The sequence below is a fragment of the Amycolatopsis sp. NBC_00438 genome (assembly GCF_036026695.1).
GTDB lineage: Bacteria > Actinomycetota > Actinomycetes > Mycobacteriales > Pseudonocardiaceae > Amycolatopsis.
Genome location: NZ_CP107923.1, coordinates 7041847 through 7062819, shown reverse-complemented (window position 1 = coordinate 7062819; position 20973 = coordinate 7041847). Strand labels below are relative to the sequence as shown.

15 protein-coding genes and 1 pseudogene are annotated in these 20973 nt (G+C 70.6%); 6 read left to right on the top strand and 10 right to left on the bottom strand.

The features are described from left to right. Positions 1-19: 19 nt before the first annotated feature. From fdxA to OG494_RS31700, 3 genes and pseudogenes are all read left to right on the top strand, one after another. Positions 20-346 carry a ferredoxin gene (gene fdxA, locus OG494_RS31710; RefSeq protein ID WP_328444964.1) on the top strand — a complete coding sequence of 109 codons (327 nt, stop codon included), beginning with the start codon at positions 20-22 and terminating at the stop codon, positions 344-346. Further along, complete coding sequence (gene dapC, locus OG494_RS31705) at positions 343-1434, top strand: succinyldiaminopimelate transaminase (RefSeq protein ID WP_328444963.1); 1092 nt, start codon at positions 343-345, stop codon at positions 1432-1434. Before fdxA ends, dapC begins: the two co-directional genes overlap by 4 nt. Positions 1435-2618: 1184 nt before the next feature. Further along, positions 2619-3528 (top strand): annotated as a pseudogene (locus OG494_RS31700) (IS5 family transposase). On the opposite strand, the gene OG494_RS31695 reads toward OG494_RS31700, so the two are convergent. Further along, positions 3525-4136 carry a TetR/AcrR family transcriptional regulator gene (locus tag OG494_RS31695; RefSeq protein ID WP_328444961.1) on the bottom strand — a complete coding sequence of 204 codons (612 nt, stop codon included), beginning with the start codon at positions 4134-4136 and terminating at the stop codon, positions 3525-3527. The pseudogene OG494_RS31700 and the gene OG494_RS31695 overlap by 4 nt on opposite strands. Positions 4137-4217: 81 nt before the next feature. Between OG494_RS31695 and OG494_RS31690 the strand changes: the two genes are divergently transcribed. Further along, entirely contained in the window at positions 4218-5624 is a 1407-nt protein-coding gene (locus OG494_RS31690) for an FAD-dependent monooxygenase (protein WP_328444959.1), read from the top strand. A 108-nt stretch (positions 5625-5732) separates the two neighbouring features. Here OG494_RS31690 and OG494_RS31685 read toward each other — a convergent pair whose 3' ends face one another. The 3 genes from OG494_RS31685 to OG494_RS31675 all read right to left on the bottom strand — a co-directional run bounded on the left by OG494_RS31685 (position 5733) and on the right by OG494_RS31675 (position 8183). Next, the gene (locus OG494_RS31685; RefSeq protein ID WP_328444957.1) at positions 5733-6665 is read right to left on the bottom strand and encodes a CHAD domain-containing protein; all 933 of its coding nucleotides are present in this window, start codon (positions 6663-6665) and stop codon (positions 5733-5735) included. Positions 6666-6766: 101 nt separating this feature from the next. Further along, on the bottom strand, positions 6767-7747 hold the full coding sequence (gene dapD, locus OG494_RS31680) for a 2,3,4,5-tetrahydropyridine-2,6-dicarboxylate N-succinyltransferase (protein ID WP_328444956.1): 981 nt from the start codon (positions 7745-7747) through the stop codon (positions 6767-6769). A gap of 28 nt (positions 7748-7775) precedes the next feature. Next, entirely contained in the window at positions 7776-8183 is a 408-nt protein-coding gene (locus OG494_RS31675; RefSeq protein WP_328459083.1) for a hypothetical protein, read from the bottom strand. 56 nt (positions 8184-8239) lie between these two features. On the opposite strand from OG494_RS31675, the gene dapE reads away from it, so the two are divergent. Together dapE and OG494_RS31665 are read left to right on the top strand one after the other, a co-directional pair. Beyond that, positions 8240-9310: a succinyl-diaminopimelate desuccinylase gene (gene dapE, locus OG494_RS31670; RefSeq protein ID WP_328444954.1), complete on the top strand. Its 1071-nt coding sequence runs from the start codon at positions 8240-8242 to the stop codon at positions 9308-9310. A gap of 120 nt (positions 9311-9430) precedes the next feature. Next, complete coding sequence (locus OG494_RS31665; RefSeq protein ID WP_328444952.1) at positions 9431-10243, top strand: DUF3152 domain-containing protein; 813 nt, start codon at positions 9431-9433, stop codon at positions 10241-10243. Between the two features lie 60 nt (positions 10244-10303). Here OG494_RS31665 and OG494_RS31660 read toward each other — a convergent pair whose 3' ends face one another. From OG494_RS31660 to OG494_RS31635, 6 genes are all read right to left on the bottom strand, one after another. Continuing rightward, positions 10304-11356: a chitinase gene (locus OG494_RS31660; protein ID WP_328444950.1), complete on the bottom strand. Its 1053-nt coding sequence runs from the start codon at positions 11354-11356 to the stop codon at positions 10304-10306. A 151-nt stretch (positions 11357-11507) separates the two neighbouring features. Continuing rightward, positions 11508-13115, bottom strand: a complete 1608-nt coding sequence (locus OG494_RS31655; protein ID WP_328444948.1) for a M28 family peptidase — start codon at positions 13113-13115, stop codon at positions 11508-11510. A gap of 93 nt (positions 13116-13208) precedes the next feature. Next, positions 13209-15473: a M4 family metallopeptidase gene (locus OG494_RS31650; protein ID WP_328444946.1), complete on the bottom strand. Its 2265-nt coding sequence runs from the start codon at positions 15471-15473 to the stop codon at positions 13209-13211. 298 nt (positions 15474-15771) lie between these two features. Next, entirely contained in the window at positions 15772-17049 is a 1278-nt protein-coding gene (locus OG494_RS31645) for a helix-turn-helix domain-containing protein (protein ID WP_328444944.1), read from the bottom strand. An 82-nt stretch (positions 17050-17131) separates the two neighbouring features. Further along, positions 17132-19204, bottom strand: a complete 2073-nt coding sequence (locus OG494_RS31640) for a M4 family metallopeptidase (protein WP_328444942.1) — start codon at positions 19202-19204, stop codon at positions 17132-17134. Positions 19205-19650: 446 nt separating this feature from the next. Further along, positions 19651-20937: a helix-turn-helix domain-containing protein gene (locus tag OG494_RS31635; protein WP_328444940.1), complete on the bottom strand. Its 1287-nt coding sequence runs from the start codon at positions 20935-20937 to the stop codon at positions 19651-19653. Positions 20938-20973: the final 36 nt, after the last annotated feature.

The window sequence follows — 20973 nt, the reverse complement described above, 5'->3', positions numbered from 1 at the left end:
AGAAAAGCAGGAGTGCGCAGTGACCTACGTGATCGCCGAGCCCTGCGTCGACTTGCTCGACAAGGCGTGTATCGACGAGTGCCCCGTGGATTGCATCTACGAGGGCGAACGCATGCTGTACATCCACCCGGACGAGTGCGTCGACTGCGGCGCCTGCGAACCGGTCTGCCCGGTCGAGGCGATCTACTACGAGGACGACGTCCCGGACAACTGGTCGGACTACACCAAGGCCAACGTCGACTTCTTCGACGAGCTGGGCTCGCCGGGCGGCGCGTCGAAGGTCGGCAAGACCGCCCACGACCCCGCCTTCGTCAAGGCGCTGCCCCCTCAGCCTCAGGGCGAATGAGCCGCGTCGCGCTGCCCGACTTCCCCTGGGATTCGCTCGCCGAGGTCAAGGCCACGGCGCAGGCGCATCCCGGCGGGGTCGTCGACCTTTCGATCGGCACGCCCGTCGACCCGGTCCCGGCCGGCATCCGTGACGCCCTGGCGTCGGTCTCGGAGATCCCCGGGTACCCGACGACCCACGGCATCCCGGCGCTGCGCGCGGCGGCCATCGCCGCGCTCGGCCGCCGCCACGGGGTCACCGGCATCGAGGCCGGCGCCGTGCTGCCGACGATCGGGTCCAAGGAGGCCGTCGCCTGGCTGCCGCGGCTGCTCGGCTTCGGCGAGGGCGACGTCGTCGTCATCCCGGAGCTGGCCTACCCGACCTACGAGGTCGGGGCGCTGCTCGCGGGCGCGTCGATCCTGCGCTCCGACGGCTTGACGGCGCTGGGCCCGCAGCGCCCGGCGATGATCTGGTTGAACTCGCCGTCCAACCCGACCGGCAAGGTGCTGCCCGTTGAGCACCTGCGCAAGGTCGTCGAGTGGGCGCGCGAGCGTGACGTCGTCGTGGTGTCCGACGAGTGCTACCTGGCGCTGGGCTGGGAGACCGACCCGCTGTCGGTGCTGCACCCGGACGTCTCGGGCGGCAGTACCGAGGGCCTGATCGCGGTGCACTCGCTGTCGAAGTCGGCGAACCTGGCCAGCTACCGCGCCGGGTTCCTGACCGGTGACCCGCGGCTGATCGCGCAGCTGCTGGAGATCCGCAAGCACGCGGGCATGATCGTGCCGCGCCCGGTCCAGGAGGCGATGGTCGCCGCCCTGACCGACGACGAGGCCCTGGCCGCGCAACGCGAGCGCTACGCCCGCCGTCGGCTGGCACTGCGGAAGGCGTTGCAGGACAACGGGTTCCGCATCGACTTCTCCGAAGCCGGCCTGTACCTCTGGGCCACCCGCGACGAGGACGCGCACGCGACGGTGGCGTGGCTCGCCGACCGCGGCATCCTGGTGGCGCCGGGCACGTTCTACGGCCCGACCGGCCGCCGGCACGTCCGCGTCGCGCTGACGGCGACCGATGAGCGGGTCGACGCGGCTGTGGAGCGCTTGAGCGCCTAGTAGTAGGCGCTTTGACAGGGTGTTGCCTTGCAGCCCGCGCCCTTAGTTGGCGGGCTGCTTGTGCGCACTGTCGGCTGTGGAGGTCGAAATATGCTCCTCTGGAGAGGTCTATCCGAGCTGACCGCCTGCAGCTTCGCCTGCGATTTGCGTTCACAGTCAGGTTCGTCGGTCTGAGGGGTAGCGAGCGCCTGTATTCTTGGCGCGGTTTGCAAACGTAAAGTGCTGATTCTTTAGGTTATGATGACGCGCACTATTGGTTAGTATATGTGATCTCTTGGCTTTCCAAGTTACTATAGCTATCGCTCGTTGGTTGATCATGCTTGACGCTCTCGACCTGGGAAGATGAGACATTCTCGCGGTGAAGCGTGACGGTCAAGCGGTATGTTGTATTCGAATGTAGGAGAGTCTGAGGTTGTTGAACTTTCAGACTAACTTTCCCTCGGGCCGCTGTATGGGTAACATCGTGACAGGCGGACCGAGGCAGCGGCCGGTGGTCAAGACACCGACCGCTGCGCACGGCTGTTCAATGAGGGTTACCGGCTAACCAACTTCGCGGCCATCCGGAGCCCGATCGCAGCGAGCCTGGCAGCTTTGGCTGCCAGGCCGTTGCTGTCTTGGAGGCAGTCCGCCGAAGCGGCGACCTCCAAGAGCAGAGCGAGACTGTCGAGCAGTCCCGCCAATCGCGTCCAAGTGTGACGGCGGCCCTCATTGGCACCCGCGCCGTTCATGGTCATCTCCTTACCCGGTGTGGGTGTGGCCCTGCGGTGCAGGGCTGTCGACCCCGCGCCGGATCCGATCATGCGCAGGGGCAACCCGGGCAATGAGGAAACGATCACTAAGACTCGAATGCTGACGGAAGAATACAACACTCCACGCCCGCTAGCTATCCAGCTCGGGCGGAGTTCGGGGTGCGGGCGTCGATTTTAGCTCGCCGTGCAACGCAGGGTAATCGTAAGCACCGCTCGGGCCATCAGTCCAGATTTCAACCACCAATACCCTGATTGCAGTAGTCGTTGTTATCGTGCCGAGATCTGATCGCTGCTGTCATGCCTAATGGCACCATGGGGCCTGGTCGACTGCAATGAGGTGCGCGGAGCAGGTGACATGGTGGGGCTACTGCTGACCTGCTGGTCGGGCTTGAGCGCCTAGGGCGTGTCTGACAAAGGTGCCGGCTGTTGGCTGAGATGCTGCCCGGTGTGTCGCGGTTTCAGTTGCTCTCAGATGATCAGTGGTCGTTGATCGAGGACCTACTCCCGGTCCGCACCGGCAAGCAAGGCCGACCGTTCTCCGACGCCAGGGCGATGGTCGAGGGGATCATCTACCGATACCGCTGCGGGATCGCGTGGCGGGATGTGCCGGCGGTGTTCGGTCCGTGGCAGACGATCTGGACCTGGCACCGCCGGATGGCCGGCGACGGCACCTGGGACACCGTGCTGCAACGCCTGCTCGCCACCGCAGACGCGGCCGGCCTGATCGATTGGTCGGTGTCGGTGGATTCCAGCATCGCCCGTGCGCATCAGCACGCCACGAACATCACCCGCCCCACAGGGGGCTGGGTCGAACTACACGGATCTTCACGCCGAGCCGCCTGATCACGCGATCGGTCGCTCCCGCGGCGGCTGGAGCACCAAAGTCCACCACCTCGTCGACGGGAACGGCCGGCCACTGGTGACGTTGATCGGTCCCGGCCAGGCTGGGGACGCGCCGATGTTTCCGCACCTGATGCGGCATCTGCATGTCGCTCGCCGCGGACGCGGTCGAGCTCGCACGCGACCCGACCGTGTCCGCGGGGACAAGGCCTACTCCTCAAGGGCGATCCGCGGCCATTTGCGCGACCGCGGCATCACTGCGGTGATCCCCGAGCCAGCTGATCAGGCCGGGCACCGCAAACGCCGCGGTTCCCGCGGCGGGCGCCCACCCGCCTTCGACTCGGTCGATTACCGCGGCCGCAACGTCGTCGAACGCCGCTTCAACCTGCTCAAGCAATGGCGAGCCTTGGCCACCCGCTACGACAAACTCGCCATCGTCTATCGCTCCGCGGTAGTTCTCCACGCCGTGGTCACCTGGACCAAGGCATTGTCAGACACGCCCTAGTAGTCCCGGCCGGTGAAACCCCGGTAGACGAACCGGGTGAGGGCCTCGACCGCCTCTTCGTCGGTCGGCGGGGTCCAGCCGGTGGGGGCCGGGTCGAGCAGCCACATCTGCGCGAAACTGTCGACCAGCCGGTACATCATCACGATGCTCAGGTCCAGCCGCGCCGGCAGCCGCATGCCCGCGGCCGTGATGTGCTCGAGGTGTCCGTTGAGGTCCGCCGCCTGGGTGGCGCCGAAGCCGGCGAGGGTGCGGGCGAACGCGTCGTTCACCAGCGCCGCCTGGCCGAGGGCGCGCATCGTCGACGCGTGCTCCTTGTAGAACTCCCAGTACTGCGCCACGTGCCAGCGCACGGCCGCCGGGTCGCTGAAGTCCGAGAGGTGGCCCTCGGTCAGCGCGCTCTCGTCGCTTGAGGTCGCGATGTCGGCCAAGAGCGCTTCGAGCAGCTCTTCCTTACTGGCGAAGTGGTTGTAGAACGACCCCGCCGCGCGCCCGGCCTCCGCCGTGATGTCGGTGATCTTGGTGTTCAGGTAGCCCTTGTGCGCGAACACGCGCCGGGCCGCCGCCTTCAGCGCGGCCTCGGTCTCCGCGGCCTTCTCCTTGCGGTTCACCGCCACCTCCCTTGACGCGGGACGCTAGCAGTGCCATTCTGAATCCAGATTCACTGAATTTTAATTCACTGGGAGGATGACATGGATACGACGGTGCTGATCGCGGGGGCGGGCCCGACCGGGCTGACGCTGGGCATCGAGCTGGCGCGGCGCGACGTCGCCGTGCGGATCATCGACAAGGCCGAGACGTTCTTCGTCGGCTCACGCGGCGACGGCCTGCAGCCGCGCACCCTGGAGGTCTTCGAAGACCTCGGCGTGCTCGACGCGGTGCTCGCGCAGGGCGCCGCGCCGGTGCCGATGAAGATCCACCTCGGCGGCGAGGTCGTCGGCGAGCGGCTGATGTTCGACCCGGTCGAGCCGACGCCGGCGAAGCCGTACCCGACCGGCTGGTTCCTCGGCCAGTCCCAGACCGAGGGCATCCTGCGCGACCGGCTCGCCGAGTTCGGCGTCCGCGTCGAACCGGCCACCGCGCTGACCGGTTTCGAGCAGGACGCCGACGGCGTCACGGCCACGCTGAGCACGGGCGAGACGGTCCGCGCGGCCTACCTGGTCGGAGCCGACGGCGGCAAGAGCCTCGTGCGCAAGGCGCTGGGGATCGCCTTCGAGGGCACTACCGACGAGTCGATCCGGATGCTGCTCGGCGACGTCCGGGCGGAGGGTCTCGATCGCGGCTACGGCCACTGGTTCGCGACGCCGGAGAACCCGATGAGCGGCATGATGTTCAGCCCGCTGCCGGGCACCCCGCACTTCCAGTTCGGCTCGCCGCTGGGTGACGGCGACGTGGACGTCGAAACCGCGCTGCCCGCGGTCCAGGCCCGGCTCGACGCGCTGAGCGGCGGCGGCGTCGTGCTGTCCGACCTGGCGTGGTCGACGGTCTGGCGGCCGAACATCCGGCTGGCGGCGCGCTTCCGCGACGGCCGGGTCTTCCTGGCCGGCGACGCGGCGCACGTCCACCCGCCGACCGGCGGCCAGGGGCTCAACACCGGCGTCCAGGACGGTTACAACCTGGGCTGGAAGCTCGCCGACGGCGCACCCGAGCTGCTCGACAGCTACGAGGAGGAGCGCCGGACCGTCGCGGCCCGGGTGCTGGGCGTCTCGACGGGGCTGCTGCAGAAGTACAAGGACGGCGACGAGGACGCGCACAAGCGCGGCGAGGACACCCAGCAGCTGGACATCACCTACCGCGGCGGCCCGCTGTCCCCGGCCGGCACGGGCGCGCTGCGGCCGGGCGACCGCGCGCCGGATGCCCCGCTCACGGACGCCAACGGCAAGCGCGTCCGCCTGTTCGAGCTGTTCAGGGGCCCGCACGCGACAGAACTGACCTTCGGCGACGCCCCTTCGGACGGCTACCGCATCCTGCCCGCCGGAAGCGTGGCAACGGGCACGGACCTGGTCGACGACGGCGGCCACGCGTACGCGGCCTACGAGGCCGAGGGCGGCCGCACGGTGCTGATCCGCCCGGACAACTACGTCTGGTCGATCTCCTGACGAAACCGCCCCTTTTCGACCGTTCGCCCGCCCCGAAGACGTCACTTTCCCTAGGAAAGATGCGTCTCGGGGGCCCGAAGCCGCATCTTTCCTAGGGAAAGTGACGGGTCAGGCGTGGAGGGCCTTGGCGGCGGCGTCGACGGCTTCCCAGGCAGCTCGCCACGTCGCGCGGGCCTCGGCCCGGCGGGTCAGTTCGCGCTCCGCGATGCGGCCGGCCACGAAGCCGATCGCGCTGTCGCCGGTGTCCAGGACCGTGCGCATCCGCTCGGCCGCGAGCACCGCGTCCTGGTGGTCACCCAGCACCGTCTGGAAGTCTTTTGTGGCCTTGAGCAGGTCCTTGATCCGCGCCGCTTGCTTCTTTTTCGCCGACGTCTGGGCCAGCTCGGCGGCGTACCGCAGCTTCTTGCCGTGGATGCGCAGGGCGTGCAGGTCGTCGTCCGGCGGGTCGGCGGGCAGCGCGCCCACCGCCTTGGTGAGCTTGCGGTGCGGCTTGGCCAGTGCGGCGATCAGGTCGCGCTGCGGAACGTCCACAGTGGACGGCGTCGCCCGCGTCAGCAGGCTGACCTCGTGCAGCAGCGTCGAGTACCGGGCGCTGGACAGGGCCCGGGTGAGCCGCCCCTTCGCCGTCGCGCGCTCGGAGACGAACCGGGAGACCAGTTGCCGGCCGGCGAGCTGGTCGCGGACCTCGAAGTCGGCGATGACCTCGCGCAGGTGCTCGATCAGGACGTCGTGGTCGCGCACCTCGCCGAGCGACTGGCCGAGCCAGCCCAGCTCGGCCCGCACCGGCTCGGCGCCGTCGCCGACCAGCTCACCCGAGAGCTTCAGCACGCTGCGCATCCGCCGCAGGGCGACGCGCATCTGGTGCAGGTCCTCGGGATCGGCGCCGGAGCGCGTGCCGGGCTCGTGCGCGAGCAACGCGCGGATCTCCCGGTCGAGCTTGGCGCGCACGTGGTGGACCGCCGGATCCGCCGGCCGGGCCTCGACCGGGACGTCGGGCAGCCCCAGCTCGGCCGGGGTGTGGGGCAACGATTCGGTGGTCACCGGATGAATGGTAGGTGAACAACCCGACGTCACCCAAAAAGCCGTGAAGGCCCCCTTACCGGCTGTAATCGCCGGTAAGGGGGCCTTCACGGCTTTTTGCCTCAGTTGGCGTGCAGCATCGCGTTCAGCTCGACGCCGGAGCCCGCGCGCGCGACGACCTCGACCGCGCCGGTGCCGGAGTTGCGCCGGAAGACCGCGTTCGAGACGCCGTTGAGCTCGCGGGCCTTGACGACCTTGCCGTCCACGACGACCTTCGTGCCCGCCGTGACGTACAGCCCGGCCTCGACGACCGTGTCGTCGCCCAGGGAGATGCCGATGCCGCCGTTCGCGCCGATCAGGCAGCGCTCGCCCAGCGAGATCGTCTCCTTGCCGCCGCCCGAGAGCGTCCCCATGATCGACGCGCCGCCGCCGACGTCGGAGCCGTCGCCGACCACCACACCGGCCGAGATCCGGCCTTCGACCATGGACGCGCCGAGCGTGCCGGCGTTGAAGTTGACGAAGCCCTCGTGCATCACGGTCGTGCCGCTCGCCAGGTGGGCGCCGAGGCGGACGCGGTCCGCGTCGCCGATCCGGACGCCGGCGGGCATGACGTAGTCGACCATCCGCGGGAACTTGTCGACGCTGTAGACGGTCACCGCGCCGCGCGCCCGCAGCCGCAGCCGGGTCGCCTCGAAGCCCTCGACCGGGCACGGTCCGTGGTTGGTCCACACGACGTTCGCCAGCAGGCCGAACAGGCCGTCGAGGCTCTGGCCGTGCGGCCGGACCAGCCGGTGCGAGAGCAGGTGCAGCCGCAGGTAGACGTCGTGCGTGCCGGCCGGCGCGTCGGCCAGCTTGCCGATCGTCGTGCGGACGGCGACGACCTCGACCCCGCGGTCGGTGTCCGGGCCCAGCAGCGCCGCGGCGGCCGCGCCGAGCAGCTCGGTGGTCTCTTCCGCGCTCAGGACTTCGGTGCCGGACGTGCCCGCGTCCACCAGCTTGGGCTGCGGGTACCAGGTGTCGAGGACCGTCCCGTCGGTAGCGACGGTGGCCAGCCCGACGCCGGTGGCGCCGGTCGTTTCGGGGTTCGGGGTCTGCTCGCTCACGGCCCCAACCGTAGTGGAGTGACCTGGGTCAACCCTCTGTGGGCCGGGCGTCGACCTGCTTCTTCAGCCCCGAAAGGGCGGCGGCGATGTCGACCAGCGCCTGCGTGCAGGGCCCGCCCGGGTCGGCGACCGTGGTGCAGCCGGTGGTCCGGAACGCGCCGACGGCCCGTTCGAGCCCGGCCGCCTCGGTGACCAGCTGCGGGTCCTTGTCGCCGGCGCGCTTGCGGGCCGAGCCGGGGACGCTGCCGAGCTCCGTGACGTACTTCTCGCAGCCCTTCGGCAGCTGGGTCCGCGGGCTGGCGTAGCACTGGTCGGCGGTCAGCGCGGCCAGCTTCGTCGGGAGCGCGTCCGGCCCGGGTTCGCCACCCTGTTTCGGCGTCGGGCCGGCCTCGCGGCCACAGCCGGACAGGAGCAGGACCAGCAACGCGCCGCCCACGGCGACCGGGAACCTAACCACGCACCCACGGTAGCCCTGCCGGTAGCGTGCCGGTCATGAGCCTCGACCTGCACGCCGACCCCGTCGACCTCACCGCCGCGCTGGTGGACGTCTTCAGCGTCTCCGGCAGCGAAGCGGAGCTCGCGACGTTGGTGCAGGAAGCGCTGCTGAAGCAGGCGCCGCACCTCGAGGTCGTCCGCAACGGTGACGCCGTCCTGGCGCGGACCGACCTGGGCCGCGGGTCGCGGGTCGTGCTCGCCGGGCACCTGGACACCGTGCCGGAGAACGGCAACCGGCCGTCGCGGCGCGAGGGCACGGGTGACGACGAGACCCTGCACGGCCTCGGCACGGTCGACATGAAGAGCGGCGACGCGGTGTTCCTGCACCTCGCCGCGACGCTCCGGGAGCCGAAGCACGACATCACGTTCGTCTTCTACGACAACGAAGAGATCGAAGCGGTCAAGAACGGCCTCGGCCGGATCGAGCGCGAGCTGCCGGAATGGCTGGCCGGTGACCTGGCGATCGTCGGCGAGCCGTCGAACGGCGTCATCGAGGCCGGCTGCCAGGGCACGATGCGCGTCGAGCTGCGGTTTTCGGGCAAGCGCGCGCACACGGCGCGGGCGTGGATGGGGGAGAACGCGATCCACGCGCTCGCCGAGCCGCTGCGGCGGCTGGCGGAGTACGAGCCGCGGATCGTCGACATCGACGGCCTGACCTACCGCGAGGGCCTGCAGGCGACGTCGGTCGGCGGCGGGGTGGCCGGCAACGTCGTCCCGGACGCGGCGGTCCTGACGGTGAACCACCGCTTCGCCCCGGACCGCGACCCGGCGGCGGCGGAGAAGCACCTGCGCGAGGTCTTCGCGGGCTTCGAACTGTCCGTTGTGGACCTTTCGCCGGGCGCCTTGCCGGGCCTGTCGGCCCCCGCGGCGGCGGAGCTGGTGGCGGCGGCGGGCGGCCAGGCGGCGGCGAAGCTGGGCTGGACGGACGTGGCGCGCTTCGCGGCGCTGGGGATGCCGGCGGTGAACTTCGGCCCGGGCAACCCGACCCTGGCGCACACCCAGGAGGAGAACGTCCGCACGGCGGAGATCCGCCAGGTGACAGACGTGCTCCGCAAGTTCCTGGGCTGAGTGTCGGGCGTCACACCCGAAGGTCCTGAACTGCGGTGAAGCTCTACAGTCGCGCGAGCTTGCAACCTTTCCCCGGTGCGAGCCGTATCCACTGGTGACACCACCCGTTGGGGAGGACCCATGCCGAAAACCGCCGCGAGACGAGCCGCGGCCGTCGCCGTGCTCGCTGTGGCGGTGGCCGGTGCCCTGACCGCCTGTGAAGGCCAGCCCGTCGCGGCACCCGCGGCCGGGCCCGTGGTCATGGCCATCGGGGACGCGACGTCCGTGCCGCCCCCGCCCGCCGAACAGCCGGTCCAGGCGCAGCAGCCGCAGACCCATGCGCAGACCGTCCTGATCACCTTCCCGCAGACCGGGTCGGGGCAGTGGATGTTCACCCCGGGCAGCGACCAGGTGGCCGGCACGCAAGGCCGGCTGATGCGGTACCGGATCGCGCTGGAGACCGACATCGACGGCGTCGGGCCCGCCGAGTTCGCCAAGGACATCCGGACCATCCTCGGCGACCCGCGCGGCTGGACCGGCGGCGGCGAGTGGCGGCTGCAGCAGGTCGGCCCGGACGACAGCGCCGATTTCACGATCTACCTGGCGACTCCGGCCAGCCGTGACAAGCTCTGCGGCGGCACCCCGGACGGCTACACGTCGTGCCGCAACGGCAGCAACGTCGTGCTGAATGTCGCCCGCTGGGCCAACGCCGTCCCGAACTACGGCGCGCCGCTCGCGTTGTACCGCCAGTACATGGTCACGCACGAGACCGGACACCGGCTCGGCCAGGGCCACGAGCTGTGCCCCGGCACGGGAAAGCTGGCGCCGGTGATGGAGCAGCAGACGCTCGGCCTGCACGGCTGCGTCCCGAACCCGTGGCCCTTCCCGAACGGCCGCTCCTACGCCGGCCCGTCCGGCGAGTACAACGACCCCATCCCCGACGGCACCTCGTAAAGCCGTGAAGGCCTCCTTACCGGCCATAAGAGCCGGTAAGGAGTCCTTCACGGCTTTGGACTAGCGGCCCTGCAGGGACTTGACGTTGTTGCCGAACGTCCAGGACTTCGAGCCGTCCCAGTTGAGCGACCACGTCATCAAGCCTTTGAGGCTCGGGATCGCGCGCCACGCCTGGGAAACCAGGCTCGTCGACATGTAGCCGCCGCCCGCGCCCGGCTGGGCGGGCAGGCCCGGGACCTGCTTGTCGTACGGAACGCGAATCGTCGTGCCCTGGACGACCAGGCCCTGGTTGAGGCAGTTGGTCTGCGCGGTGAAGCCCTGCACCGTCCCGGCCTGGTACGAATCGCCGGCGCAGCCGTACATCGAACCGTTGTAGTACTGCATGTTCAGCCACCACAGGCGGCCGTTGTCCGCGTACTTCTTGACGATCGGCAGGTACGCGCCCCAGATCGAGCCGTACGTGATGCTGCCGCCGGTCACGTAGGCGGTTTCCGGCGCCATCGTCAGCCCGAAGTTCGACGGCATCTGCGCCAGCACGCCGTCGATGATCCGGATCAGGTTCGACTGTGACGCGGAGAGCGTCTTGATGTTCCCGCTGCCGGTGAGGCCGGTCTCGATGTCGATGTCGATGCCGTCGAAGTTGTACTGCTTCAACAGAGGCACGATCGTGGCGACGAACTTGTCGGCCACGGCGGACGACGAGAGGTCGATCCCGGCGGCCGCGCCGCCGATGGACATCAGGAGCGTCGAGCCGGCGGCCTTGGCCGCGCACATCTCGGCGGGCGTCGACACCTTGACGCCGGCGTCCATCCCGTTCTCCCACAGCACCGTGCCGTCGGAGCGGATCACCGGGAAGGCGGCGTTGATGACGTTGTACCCGTGCTGCGCGATGCGGCTGTCGGTGATGGGCACCCAGCCCAGTCCGGGGTGGACGCCGTTCGCGGCGCCGTCCCAGTTCTCCCAATAGCCTTGCAGGACCTTGCCGGCGGGCCGGGACTTCACCGCGCACGTGTCGGCCTGCACCGCCCCCTGCGCGGGGGCCGGCACGAGCAGCGGGACAGCCAGCGCCGCCGCCAGAAGGGTTCCGAAAAAGCGGGTTCTCCGACCGGACATACCGGCTCCCATCTTCGATGAAGCGAACGCGGCGTGTCCGCTCAAGATAGGTGCCGCCGGGAACCGCTGACTACCTACGATCGGGTGGTCTAGACAAATTGCCGGGGGCGGCACTTTCACGTGAAAGTGCCGCCCCCGGTCGTCCGGAAGGTCAGACGGTCAGCGTCCAGGAGGACAGGTAACCGGTGTCGGCCGGGCCGACGTCACGCAGCTGCAGCTTCCACGCGCCGTTCGCGGCCTCCGACGAGGCGTTGACGGTGTAGGTGGTGTCGAGGTTCGCCGTCGAGTCGCTGCTGGAGCTCTTCAGCCGGTAGGACGACCCGTCCGGGGCGATCAGGTCGATGACCAGGTCACCGCGGTAGGTGTGGGTGATGTGCACCTCGACCTTGGTGGTGCCGGACGCGTTGCGCGCGCAGCCGCCGACGGTCGCGGTGCTGCTCACCGCGGCACCCGGGTAGTCCGGGATGTTCAGCCGGGTCCCGTTGGTCACCGGCGCGCACGACGACGTGCTGCCGACGCCCAGCGAGAACGTCGCCGTGTGGTCGACGCTCGCGCCGTCCGCGGTCACCGTGATCGGGAAGGTGCCGGTCGGGGTGCCGGCCGTCGTCGCGATGGTCAGCGTCGAGGAACCGCCCGACTGGACGGTCGCCGGGCTGAACGACGCCGTCGCGCCGGCGGGCAGACCCGACGCCGACAGCGAGATGGACTGCGCGCTGCCGGACGTCGTCGCGGTGCTCACGGCGACCTGCAGCGACTGTCCGGGTTGGACGGTCCCGGCGGTCGGGTTCAGGTTCACCGAGAAGTCGTTGCCCTGTGTGGTGGCGACGGCCAGCTTCCACAGCGCGTACCCGATGGCGTCGGAGTTCTTCTCCAGCGGGGTGTCCGGGATGTTCGCCGTCGTGTCGCACGCGCGGTGGTAGCAGTTGTCGAACGCCGCACCCGCGGTGCCGCCCCACTTCTGGGCCTGCGCCGAGCTCTTGATGTCGCCGGCGCCGGTGGCCAGGCCGCCGACCGGGATGCCCGCGCTCTTGAACGACGCGTGGTCGGACCGGCCGTCACCTTCGCTGTCACCCTCGGTCTGGATGCCGATCGAGGAGAAGTACTCGTCGAAGATCGCCTTGACCGAAGCGACGTCGTCGTAGACGAAGTAGCCCCAGTTCTTGGACCCGATCATGTCGAAGTTGAGGTAGGTCTTGATCTTCGTGCGCTCGGCGCTCGGCAGGTTGTTGACGTAGTACTTCGAGCCGACCAGGCCGGACTCTTCGTCGGCCCACCAGGCGAAGCGGACGCGCTTGGCCATCGCCGGGTTGGTGCGGGCCAGCGTCAGCGCGGTCTCGAGGATCGACGCGCTGCCGGAGCCGTTGTCGTTGATGCCGGGCCCGGCGCTCACGCTGTCGAGGTGCGCGCCCAGCATGATGACCTGGCTCGCGTCACCCTGCGGCCACTCCGCGATCAGGTTCTGCGACTGCCCGATGCAGCTGGTGCAGGTCTGCCGGGTCGTCGTGTAACCGGCGTTCTTGAGCAGGTTTTCCACGTAGGTCACGGAAGCCGCGTAACCGGCGCCGCGCGGCGAACGCGTGCCGCCGTTGTTGTTCGCGATGGTCTGCAGCTGGTTGAGGTGGGTCTTGATGTTGGCCAGCGAGATGTCCGGCGCCGCGAGCGTCGTGACCGGTGCGGCTGTAGCCGCAGGCGCGGTCACGACCCCTAACACAGCGGCCAGGGCGGTGACCCCGGCGCCGAGCTTCGTCTTCCACTTCATGGCGGTGAGTTCCTTCGGTGAGGGAGGGGGACAGCCGTGAAGGACTCCTTACCGGCTCTTAAGGCCGGTAAGGAGTCCTTCACGGACTTGGGACTAGACGGTCAACGTCCAGGAGGACAGGTAACCGGTGTCGGCCGGGCCGACGTCGCGGATCTGGAGCTTCCACGCACCGTTCGCGACCTCCGACGAGGCGTTGACGGTGTAGGTCGTGTTGATGTTCGGCGTCGAGCTGCTGCTGGAGCTCTTCAGCCGGTACGACGAGCCGTCCGGCGCGATGAGGTCCAGCACCAGGTCACCGCTGTAGGTGTGGGTGATGTGCACCTCGACCTTGGTCGTCGACGACGCGTTGCGCGCGCAGCCGGCCACGGTGCTGGTGCTGCTGACCGCGGCACCCGGGTAGTCCGGGATGTTCAGCCGGGTCCCGTTGGTCACCGGCGCGCACGACCCGGTGGTACCGACGGTGAGCGAGAACGAAGCCGTGTGGTCGGTGCTGGCCCCGTCCGCGGTGATGGTGATCGGGAAGCTGCCGGTCGGGGTCGACGACGTCGTCGCGATGGTCAGCGTCGAGGAACCGCCGGACTGGACGGTGGCCGGGCTGAACGTCGCGGTCGCGCCGGCCGGGAGGCCCGAGGCGGACAGCGTGATCGACTGCGCCGCACCGGAGGTGATCGCGGTGCTGACGGTCGTCGTGGCCGAGCCGCCCGGCTGCACGGAACCCGAAGCCGGGTTCAGCGCGACGGAGAAGTCCGGCCCGCCGCCGGTGCACGAGGCCGGCTCACCGGTCGCGGCGGTGACGGAGACGGCGTCCCACGCGGCCTTGGTGGTGTTGTACTCGGTGCAGCTGCCCGGGTAGAGCGCGATCGCGGCTTCGAGGGTCGCCTTGCGGGCGGCCTTGTGGTTCCACGACGACGTCTTCTTCAGCAGGCCGTTGTAGAAGATCTTGCCGGCCTTCTGGATGCCGAGCCCGGTGACCGACGAGCTGTTGCAGGTCGGGCTGTTCGGCTTGCCGCCACCGGGCGCGGAGCCCTCGGCGAGCAGGTAGAACCAGTGGTTCTGCGGGCCGGCCGCCGCGTGCACCTCGGTGCTCGGGATCGACGACGAGTAGCAGTTCGGGTCGCCGACCAGCGACGGCTGGTACATGTAGCGGATCGGGCCCTGGCCGACCAGGTTGACGCCCTCGCCGACCTGGTAGTCCGGGACGTCCTTCGGGTTGTTGGCGTACGCCTCGGTCAGCGCGCCGAAGATGTCACCCGTGGACTCGTTCATCCCGCCGTTCTCGTTGCCGGAACCGGCCCCGCCCGGGGTGAACTGGAAGACGCCGTGGCCGAACTCGTGGCCGACGACGTCCATCGAGGTCGCCTGGCGCTGGTTGTCCTGCGAGTGCCCGAAGTGGGTCGAGGAACCGTTCCAGTACGCGTTGACGTCGGCGAGCCCGACGGACGCCGGGTAGCCGGTGCCGCTGCCGTTGATGCCGTTGCGGCCCAGCCACTCCGACAGCATCTTCCACTCGGTCTGGACGCTGTAGAGGACGTCGACGCAGCCGGTTTCGAGGTCCGTGCCGGTGCCGTTGCCCCACGCGTTGTCGGTGCCGCTGTAGACGGAACCGCCTTCGCGCCCGCAGCTGATGCCGGTGCGGCCCGGGTCGCGCAGCGTGTAGGTGCTGCCGGACTGCGTGGTGTCGATGGAGACGTTGCCGACGTAGTAGCTGTTGCCGGTGCCGGCGACGTTCACCGTGCTCGGCTGGGCCTGGCTCTTCGCGCCGGAGGAGAACGTCTTGACGTCGTCCCGCTTGTCGAGGACCGCGCCGGTGGCGGCGTCGACGAACACGTGCAGGTTGCTCGGCGCGCTCGCGGTGCGCCCGGCGACGACGACCTCGTAGGCCAGCTTCGGCGTCGCCCCGGCCAGCACGACCTTCTCCGGCGTGCTCACACTGTCCACAGTGGGCAGTTGGGCGCGCGCGGTGGCGGCGGCCTTGGCGGCGTCGAGCCCGGCCTGCGTCCCGACGGAGATCGGCGCGGTCTCGGCGGCGCTGGTGCCGCGGACGCGGCCGGCCCCGTCGGCGACGACCACCGCGTCTCCGCCCACGACCCGCAGGCCCTGGTAAGTCCGCTGGTACGCGCCGTAGAAGAGGCCACCGCCACCGGCGGTCAGGCCGACGCGCTGGAACGCCTCGGCCGGCCCGCGCTTGAGGGCGTCGAGCCCGCTCGCGGCGGCCTGGTCGGCGGCCCGCGCGGCGGCCGCTTCGGGGGCGGCGGGTTGTGCTTGCTGAGCCGCGTTCGCCGGGGTCACCGGCAAAGCGAGCGTCATGGCGAGCCCGGCGGCGGCCGCCAAGCCCGTTCTGAACCCACGATGGGTCATCGAGGTCTTCCTTCCACGAAGGCAGGACGATGGGGTGCGGTGCGGGGAAAAGAGACGTGTCCGGGGTGCTAACAGCAGGTATGCGTCCGGACGCATCCGAGTAAAGGATCAGCGCATCGGGCCGTCAATGGGCCGAACGGACCAACGACGCGTTCCGGATTTGCCGGTCAATTCGTACAAACCCCGCCCGTGCTGGGGATTCTTCGGGCATTCCGCGCCGGAACGACTTTCGTAGGGATTGTCCCCGACACCATCCGAACGCCGGACGGTCTCGATCACCGAGAATCGTTAGTACCGCTCAGGAATCGTTTTCCGCGCCGAGCGCGATGAGCCCGTTCCGCAGCACGTCGGCCGCCTCTTCCGGCCGCCCGGTCTCCCCGAGCAGTTCGCTCAGCGGACGCAGCGCCCGCACGAGCACCCCGCGCGCCCCGAGCCCGGTGGCCAGCTCGACCGCCGCCCGCAGGTCCTCGGCGGCACGCCGGCCGTCACCCCGCGCCCGCGCGAGGGAACCCAGCTGCAGCCGCAGCTCCGCGGCCAGCGCCGTCCCCGCCACGACCGCCGGGCGGATCTGGTCGAGCAACGCTCCCGCGGTCTCCAGCCGGCCGGCCGCGAGGTACTCCCCGGCCAGCTCGACCGTGATCGCCGGGACGTCGTCCGGCCAGGCCGTTTCGCGGGCCGCGCCGAGGTCGGCCAGCGCGCCCTCGACGTCTCCCCGGCGGCCGCGGACGCGGGCCCTGGCCAGCAGGCAGTGCGCCATCGCCGGGTGCAGCGCCCGCTCCTGCATCAGGTCGTAGGCCGCGGCGATCGACGCCGCCGCGTCGGCGAAGCGGTCCGCGGCCAGGTGGCTGCGGCACACCTCGACGTGGCTGCGGGTCAGCTCGGCCAGCACCGCCGGCCCGCCGCGGGTGAGCCGCAGCGCCGCGTCGGCGTACTCCGAAGCCCGCTCCAGGTCGCCTTGACGCAGGTGCCGCTCGGCCAGGCACGCCCGCAACGTCAGCAGCATCGACGGCTGCGGGTAACCGTCGCGCAGCAGTTCCGCGTGGCAGGTTTCCAGCAGGTGCAAGGAATACTGCGCCTCGCCCCAGTCGCTCAGCACGGCCGCGCGCAGCGGCGCCACCATCGCCCGCACCGGCGGCGGTTCGCCCGCCAGCGCCGTTTCGGCCTCCGCGACGTACTTCGTGCGCGCCTCGCCGCGGGAATAACCGGCCAGCCACAGCAGCGCGATGCCCTCCTGGCGGGGCCGCTCGAGGCGTTCGGCGCGACGCCGGAGGCGCTGCATCCGCGGGGTGGCGCGGCGGGCGTCGCCGAGCAGGAACCGTTCCGCCGTCTCGATCAGCTCGATGTCCAGCTCGAGCAGCTCACGCGGGGAGCTGCCGCCGAGGAGCTCGTCGGGCTCGATCCCGAGCTGCTGCGCGAAGAACCGCAGCGCGTCCCCCGACGGCGTCCGCGCGCCGGTCTCGACCGACGAGACGTACGCCGCGGAGTACTGCGGGCCGGCGAGTTCGCGCTGGGTGAGGCCGCGCTCGGTGCGCAGTTCACGCAGGCGCTCGCCGACGGTCTCGCCGCTCACGCTCACGCGGTTCGCCTTTCCACGGGTACAGGGTATGCCTGGAAGCCGCGCGGTGGCGGGGGAGTCACCCGCCACCGCGCGGCGGGTCTCAGCAGGCGCCGGCGTCGCTCCAGACCGCCCACGAGCCGGGCGCGCCCGGCTCGGCACCGGTCGAGTACCACGTGGACGTCCACTTGTGACTGTTGTGGCCCACGACGTCGTTGGGCACGTACGCCTTCGCGGAGTCCCACTCGGCGATACCCGAGCAGCCGGTCGGCGGGGTGCCGGTGCCGACCGTGAGCGAGAACTGCGCGGTGTGGTCGGCGTCGGTGCCGTCCCCGGTGATCGTCACCTGGCTGGTGCCGTTCGGGGTGGTCGCCGCGGTGGTGATGGTCAGCGACGCGGTGCCGCCGGACTGGACGCTCGCCGGGCTGAACGTCGCCTTGGCGCCGTCCGGGAGGCCGGTGGCGAGCAGCCGCACGGTCTGCGCGCTGCCCGCGGTGACCCGGGTGGTCACCGTGGTCGTCGCGGACTGTCCGGGTTGGACGGACGCGGAGGTCGGGGAGAGCGTCAGCGAGTAGTCGTTGCCGGCCGGCGGGGTGCCGGTGCAGGTCGGCTCACCGCTGGCGGCGGTGACGGAGACGGCGTCCCACGCGGCCTTGGTGGCGTTGAACTCGGTGCAGCTGCCCGGGTACAGCGCGATCGCGGCCTCGAGGGTCGCCTTGCGGGCGGCCTTGTGGTTCCAGGAGGACGTCTTCTTCAGGAGCGCGTTGTAGAAGATCTTGCCGGCCTTCTGGATGCCGATGCCGGTGACGGTGCTCCCGTTGCACGTGGGGCTGGACGGGGAAGCGTTGCTGCCCTGGGACAGCAGGTAGAACCAGTGGTTCTGCGGACCCGCGGCGGCGTGCACCTCGGTGCTGGGGATCGACGACGAGTAGCAGTTCGGGTCGCCGACCAGCGACGGGTTGTACATGTAGCGGATCGGGCCCTGGCCGACGAGGTTCACGCCCTCACCGACGGTGAAGTCCGGCGTGTCCTTCGGGTTGTTGGCGTAGGCCTCCGTGAGCGCGCCGAAGATGTCGCCGGTGGACTCGTTCATGCCACCGTTCTCGTTGCCCGAGCCCGCGCCGCCCGGCGTGGTCTGGAAGATCGCGTGGCCGAACTCGTGGCCGACGACGTCCATCGGGGTGGCCTGGCGCTGGTTGTCCTGGGAGTGGCCGAAGTGCGTCGAGGAGCCGTCCCAGTAGGCGTTGACGTCGTTGAGGCCGACGCTCGCGCGGAAGCCGCCGCCGGCGCCGTCGATGCCGCTGCGGCCGAGCCAGTCGCCCAGCATCTTCCACTCGGACTGGACGCTGTAGAGCGTGTCGACGCAGCCGGTCTCGAGGTCGGTGCCGGAGCCGTTGCCCCAGCTGTTGGTGCTCTTGGTGAAGATGGCGCCGCCCTCTCGGCCGCAGGCGATGCCGCGGCGGCCCGGGTCGGTCATCGAGTAGGAGCTGCCGGAACCGGACGTGTCGATCGAGACCTGGCCGGCGTAGTAGGAGTTGCCGGTGCCCGCGACCGCGGCGGTGCTCGTTGCCGTGGTCTTGCCCGGCGCGGCGAGGGTGCGGACGTCGTCGCGGGTGTCGAGGACCGCGCCGGTGGCCGCGTCGACGAAGACGTGCAGGTTGGTCGGGACGGCGCGGTTGTGACCGCTGACGACGACTTCGTAGGCGAGCTTCGGCGCGTCCCCGGCGAGGACGACCAGCTTGGGCGCGGTCGCCTTGTCGACGGCGGACACCTCGGCCTTGGCGATGGTGCTCGCCTTTTCGCCGCTCAGGGCGGCCTTCGTGGGCACGGTGATCGGCGCGGTCCTGGCGGCGTCGGTGCCGCGGACGCGCCCGGCCCCGTCGGCGACGACGACCGCGTCCCCGCCGACGACCGGCAGGCCGTGGTAAGTCCGCTGGTAGGAGGCGTAGAAGAGGCCGCCGCCACCGGGGGTGACGCCGGTGCGGACGAACGCCTCGCTCGGGCCCTTGGCGAGCTGGTCGACGCCGTTGAGCGCGGCCTGGTCGGCGGCGACGGCGGCGAGCGCCTCGGGGTTCGGGGCTTGAGCCGGTGCGGGCGACGCGGCGGCCGGGATCGCCGGCAGCGCGAAGGTCAGGGTCAGGCCGGCGATCGCCGCCAGCCCTCGTGGGGATCTCATGGGGAACCTTTCCGGTGGGACTCGGGGAGACCGTGCGCCCGGCCGGGTCGCGATGTGTCCGCCGGAATAACTGGTGTTATAGCGCCGGACGCATCCGAGTAAAGGTTCCGGCGGCCTGCCGGTCAATGGGCCGAATGGCCCAGCGTCTTGCCGCGAAGATCACGCCGTTCCGCACAAACCCCCAGGAAGCAGCCCGTGTCCGCGACTGGTCTGAACCAATTCACTAACTTTCGTAGGAACTTGGTCCACGGGGCCCCGATCCCGGACCGCCACCCCAAGTGGTCCACACCACCGGCCCGTACCCCGACGGACGACACGCGTACCCCGACGGACGACACGCGTACTCAGGCGGACGACACGACGGCTCGGCCGAGACTGCCGCGTGTCGTCCATCCAGGTGCGCGTGTCGTCCGGCCGCGTACGCGTGTCGTCCGTCCGGGGACGGCTCAGGGGTCGGTGACCTCGGCGGAGTCGAGGCCGCGGCGGTAAGCCGCGATGGCCTCGTCGAGATGACCACGTTGTCGTAGGACGTCTCCGAGCCGCAGTGACGTCGAAACCGCCGCCGCGTGCAGGGACGCGCGGGTCTGGATTTCCAGCGCCTCGCGGAGGAGGCGGGTCGCGGCGGGCAGGTCGCCCTGGGCCCGGGCGATCTGGCCCAGCAGGCCCGTCGCCTCGCCGAGCGTTTCCACGTCCTGGGTGAGCAGCGGCAGCACCGAATCGACCAGCGAAGCCGCGTCCGAAGCCGCGCCCTGGCGCAGCCGGACCTCGGCCAGCTCGATCGTCGCGCCCGCGACGCCCTCCTCCGAACCGATCGCCGCGAGCTGGTCCCGGGCCTCCGTCAGCTCCGCGCGCGCCTCGGCCAGCCGGCCCAGGCGGCGCAGCAGGTAGCCGCGGGCCCAGCGGCAGCGGGCCGCGTCGCGGTCGAAGCCGACCGACGCGAACAGGCGTGACGCCTCGATCAGGTCCTGCTCCGCCCGTTCGCTCTCGCCGATCGCCTGCCACACCTGGGACGCCTGCCGGTGGAAGCGCGCGACGAAGTCCGGTCGCGTGGCCGCCCGGATCAGCCGGCGTCCGTCCAGCGCGGCCCGCCGCGCCCGGTGCAGCCCGCCCATCTCCATCAGCGGGTGGATCAACGCGCTGAGCAGGCACAACTCGGCGTCCGGATCGCCTGCCAGCGAGACCAAGGCTTCCTCGACGCGGGCGATCGCCGCGCCGGCGTCGCCGGCCAGGTAGCGGCAGCCGGACCAGCGGTGCACGATCATCGCCCGCAGCCACGGCGGCGCCGCCTCCGCCAGTTCCCCGGCGTGCTCCAGCGCCGCCTGCGCGCCCTCGACGTCGAACAGCTGCCACTTCACCTCGGCCTGGCAGAACCGCGCGTAGCACTCGACGTCGGCGAGGTGGTAGCCCGCGGCCTGCTTCGCCACGGCCGCGAACCGCTCCGTCGCGGCCGCGCCCCGGCCCTGCTCCAGGTCGCGGTAGCCCTCGTCCAGCGCGGCCCGCAGTTCCGCGGCGACGCCGGGCGGGCGCCCGAACCGCAGCTCGTCGACGGTCAGGCCGAGCCGCCGCGCGAGGTAGGCCAGCATCTCCTCCGACGGCGGCCGGCTGCCGGTCTCGACCTTCGCCAGGAAACCCCGGTCGTACCCCGGCTCGGCCAGCTCGCGCTGCGTCCAGCCGCGGTCGGCGCGCAGCCGCCGGATCCGCGTGCCGAGCGGTTCGGCGGGGGCCCTGGTCATCGTCCCACGGTAGGTCATCGGCGCCGGAACGCGGAA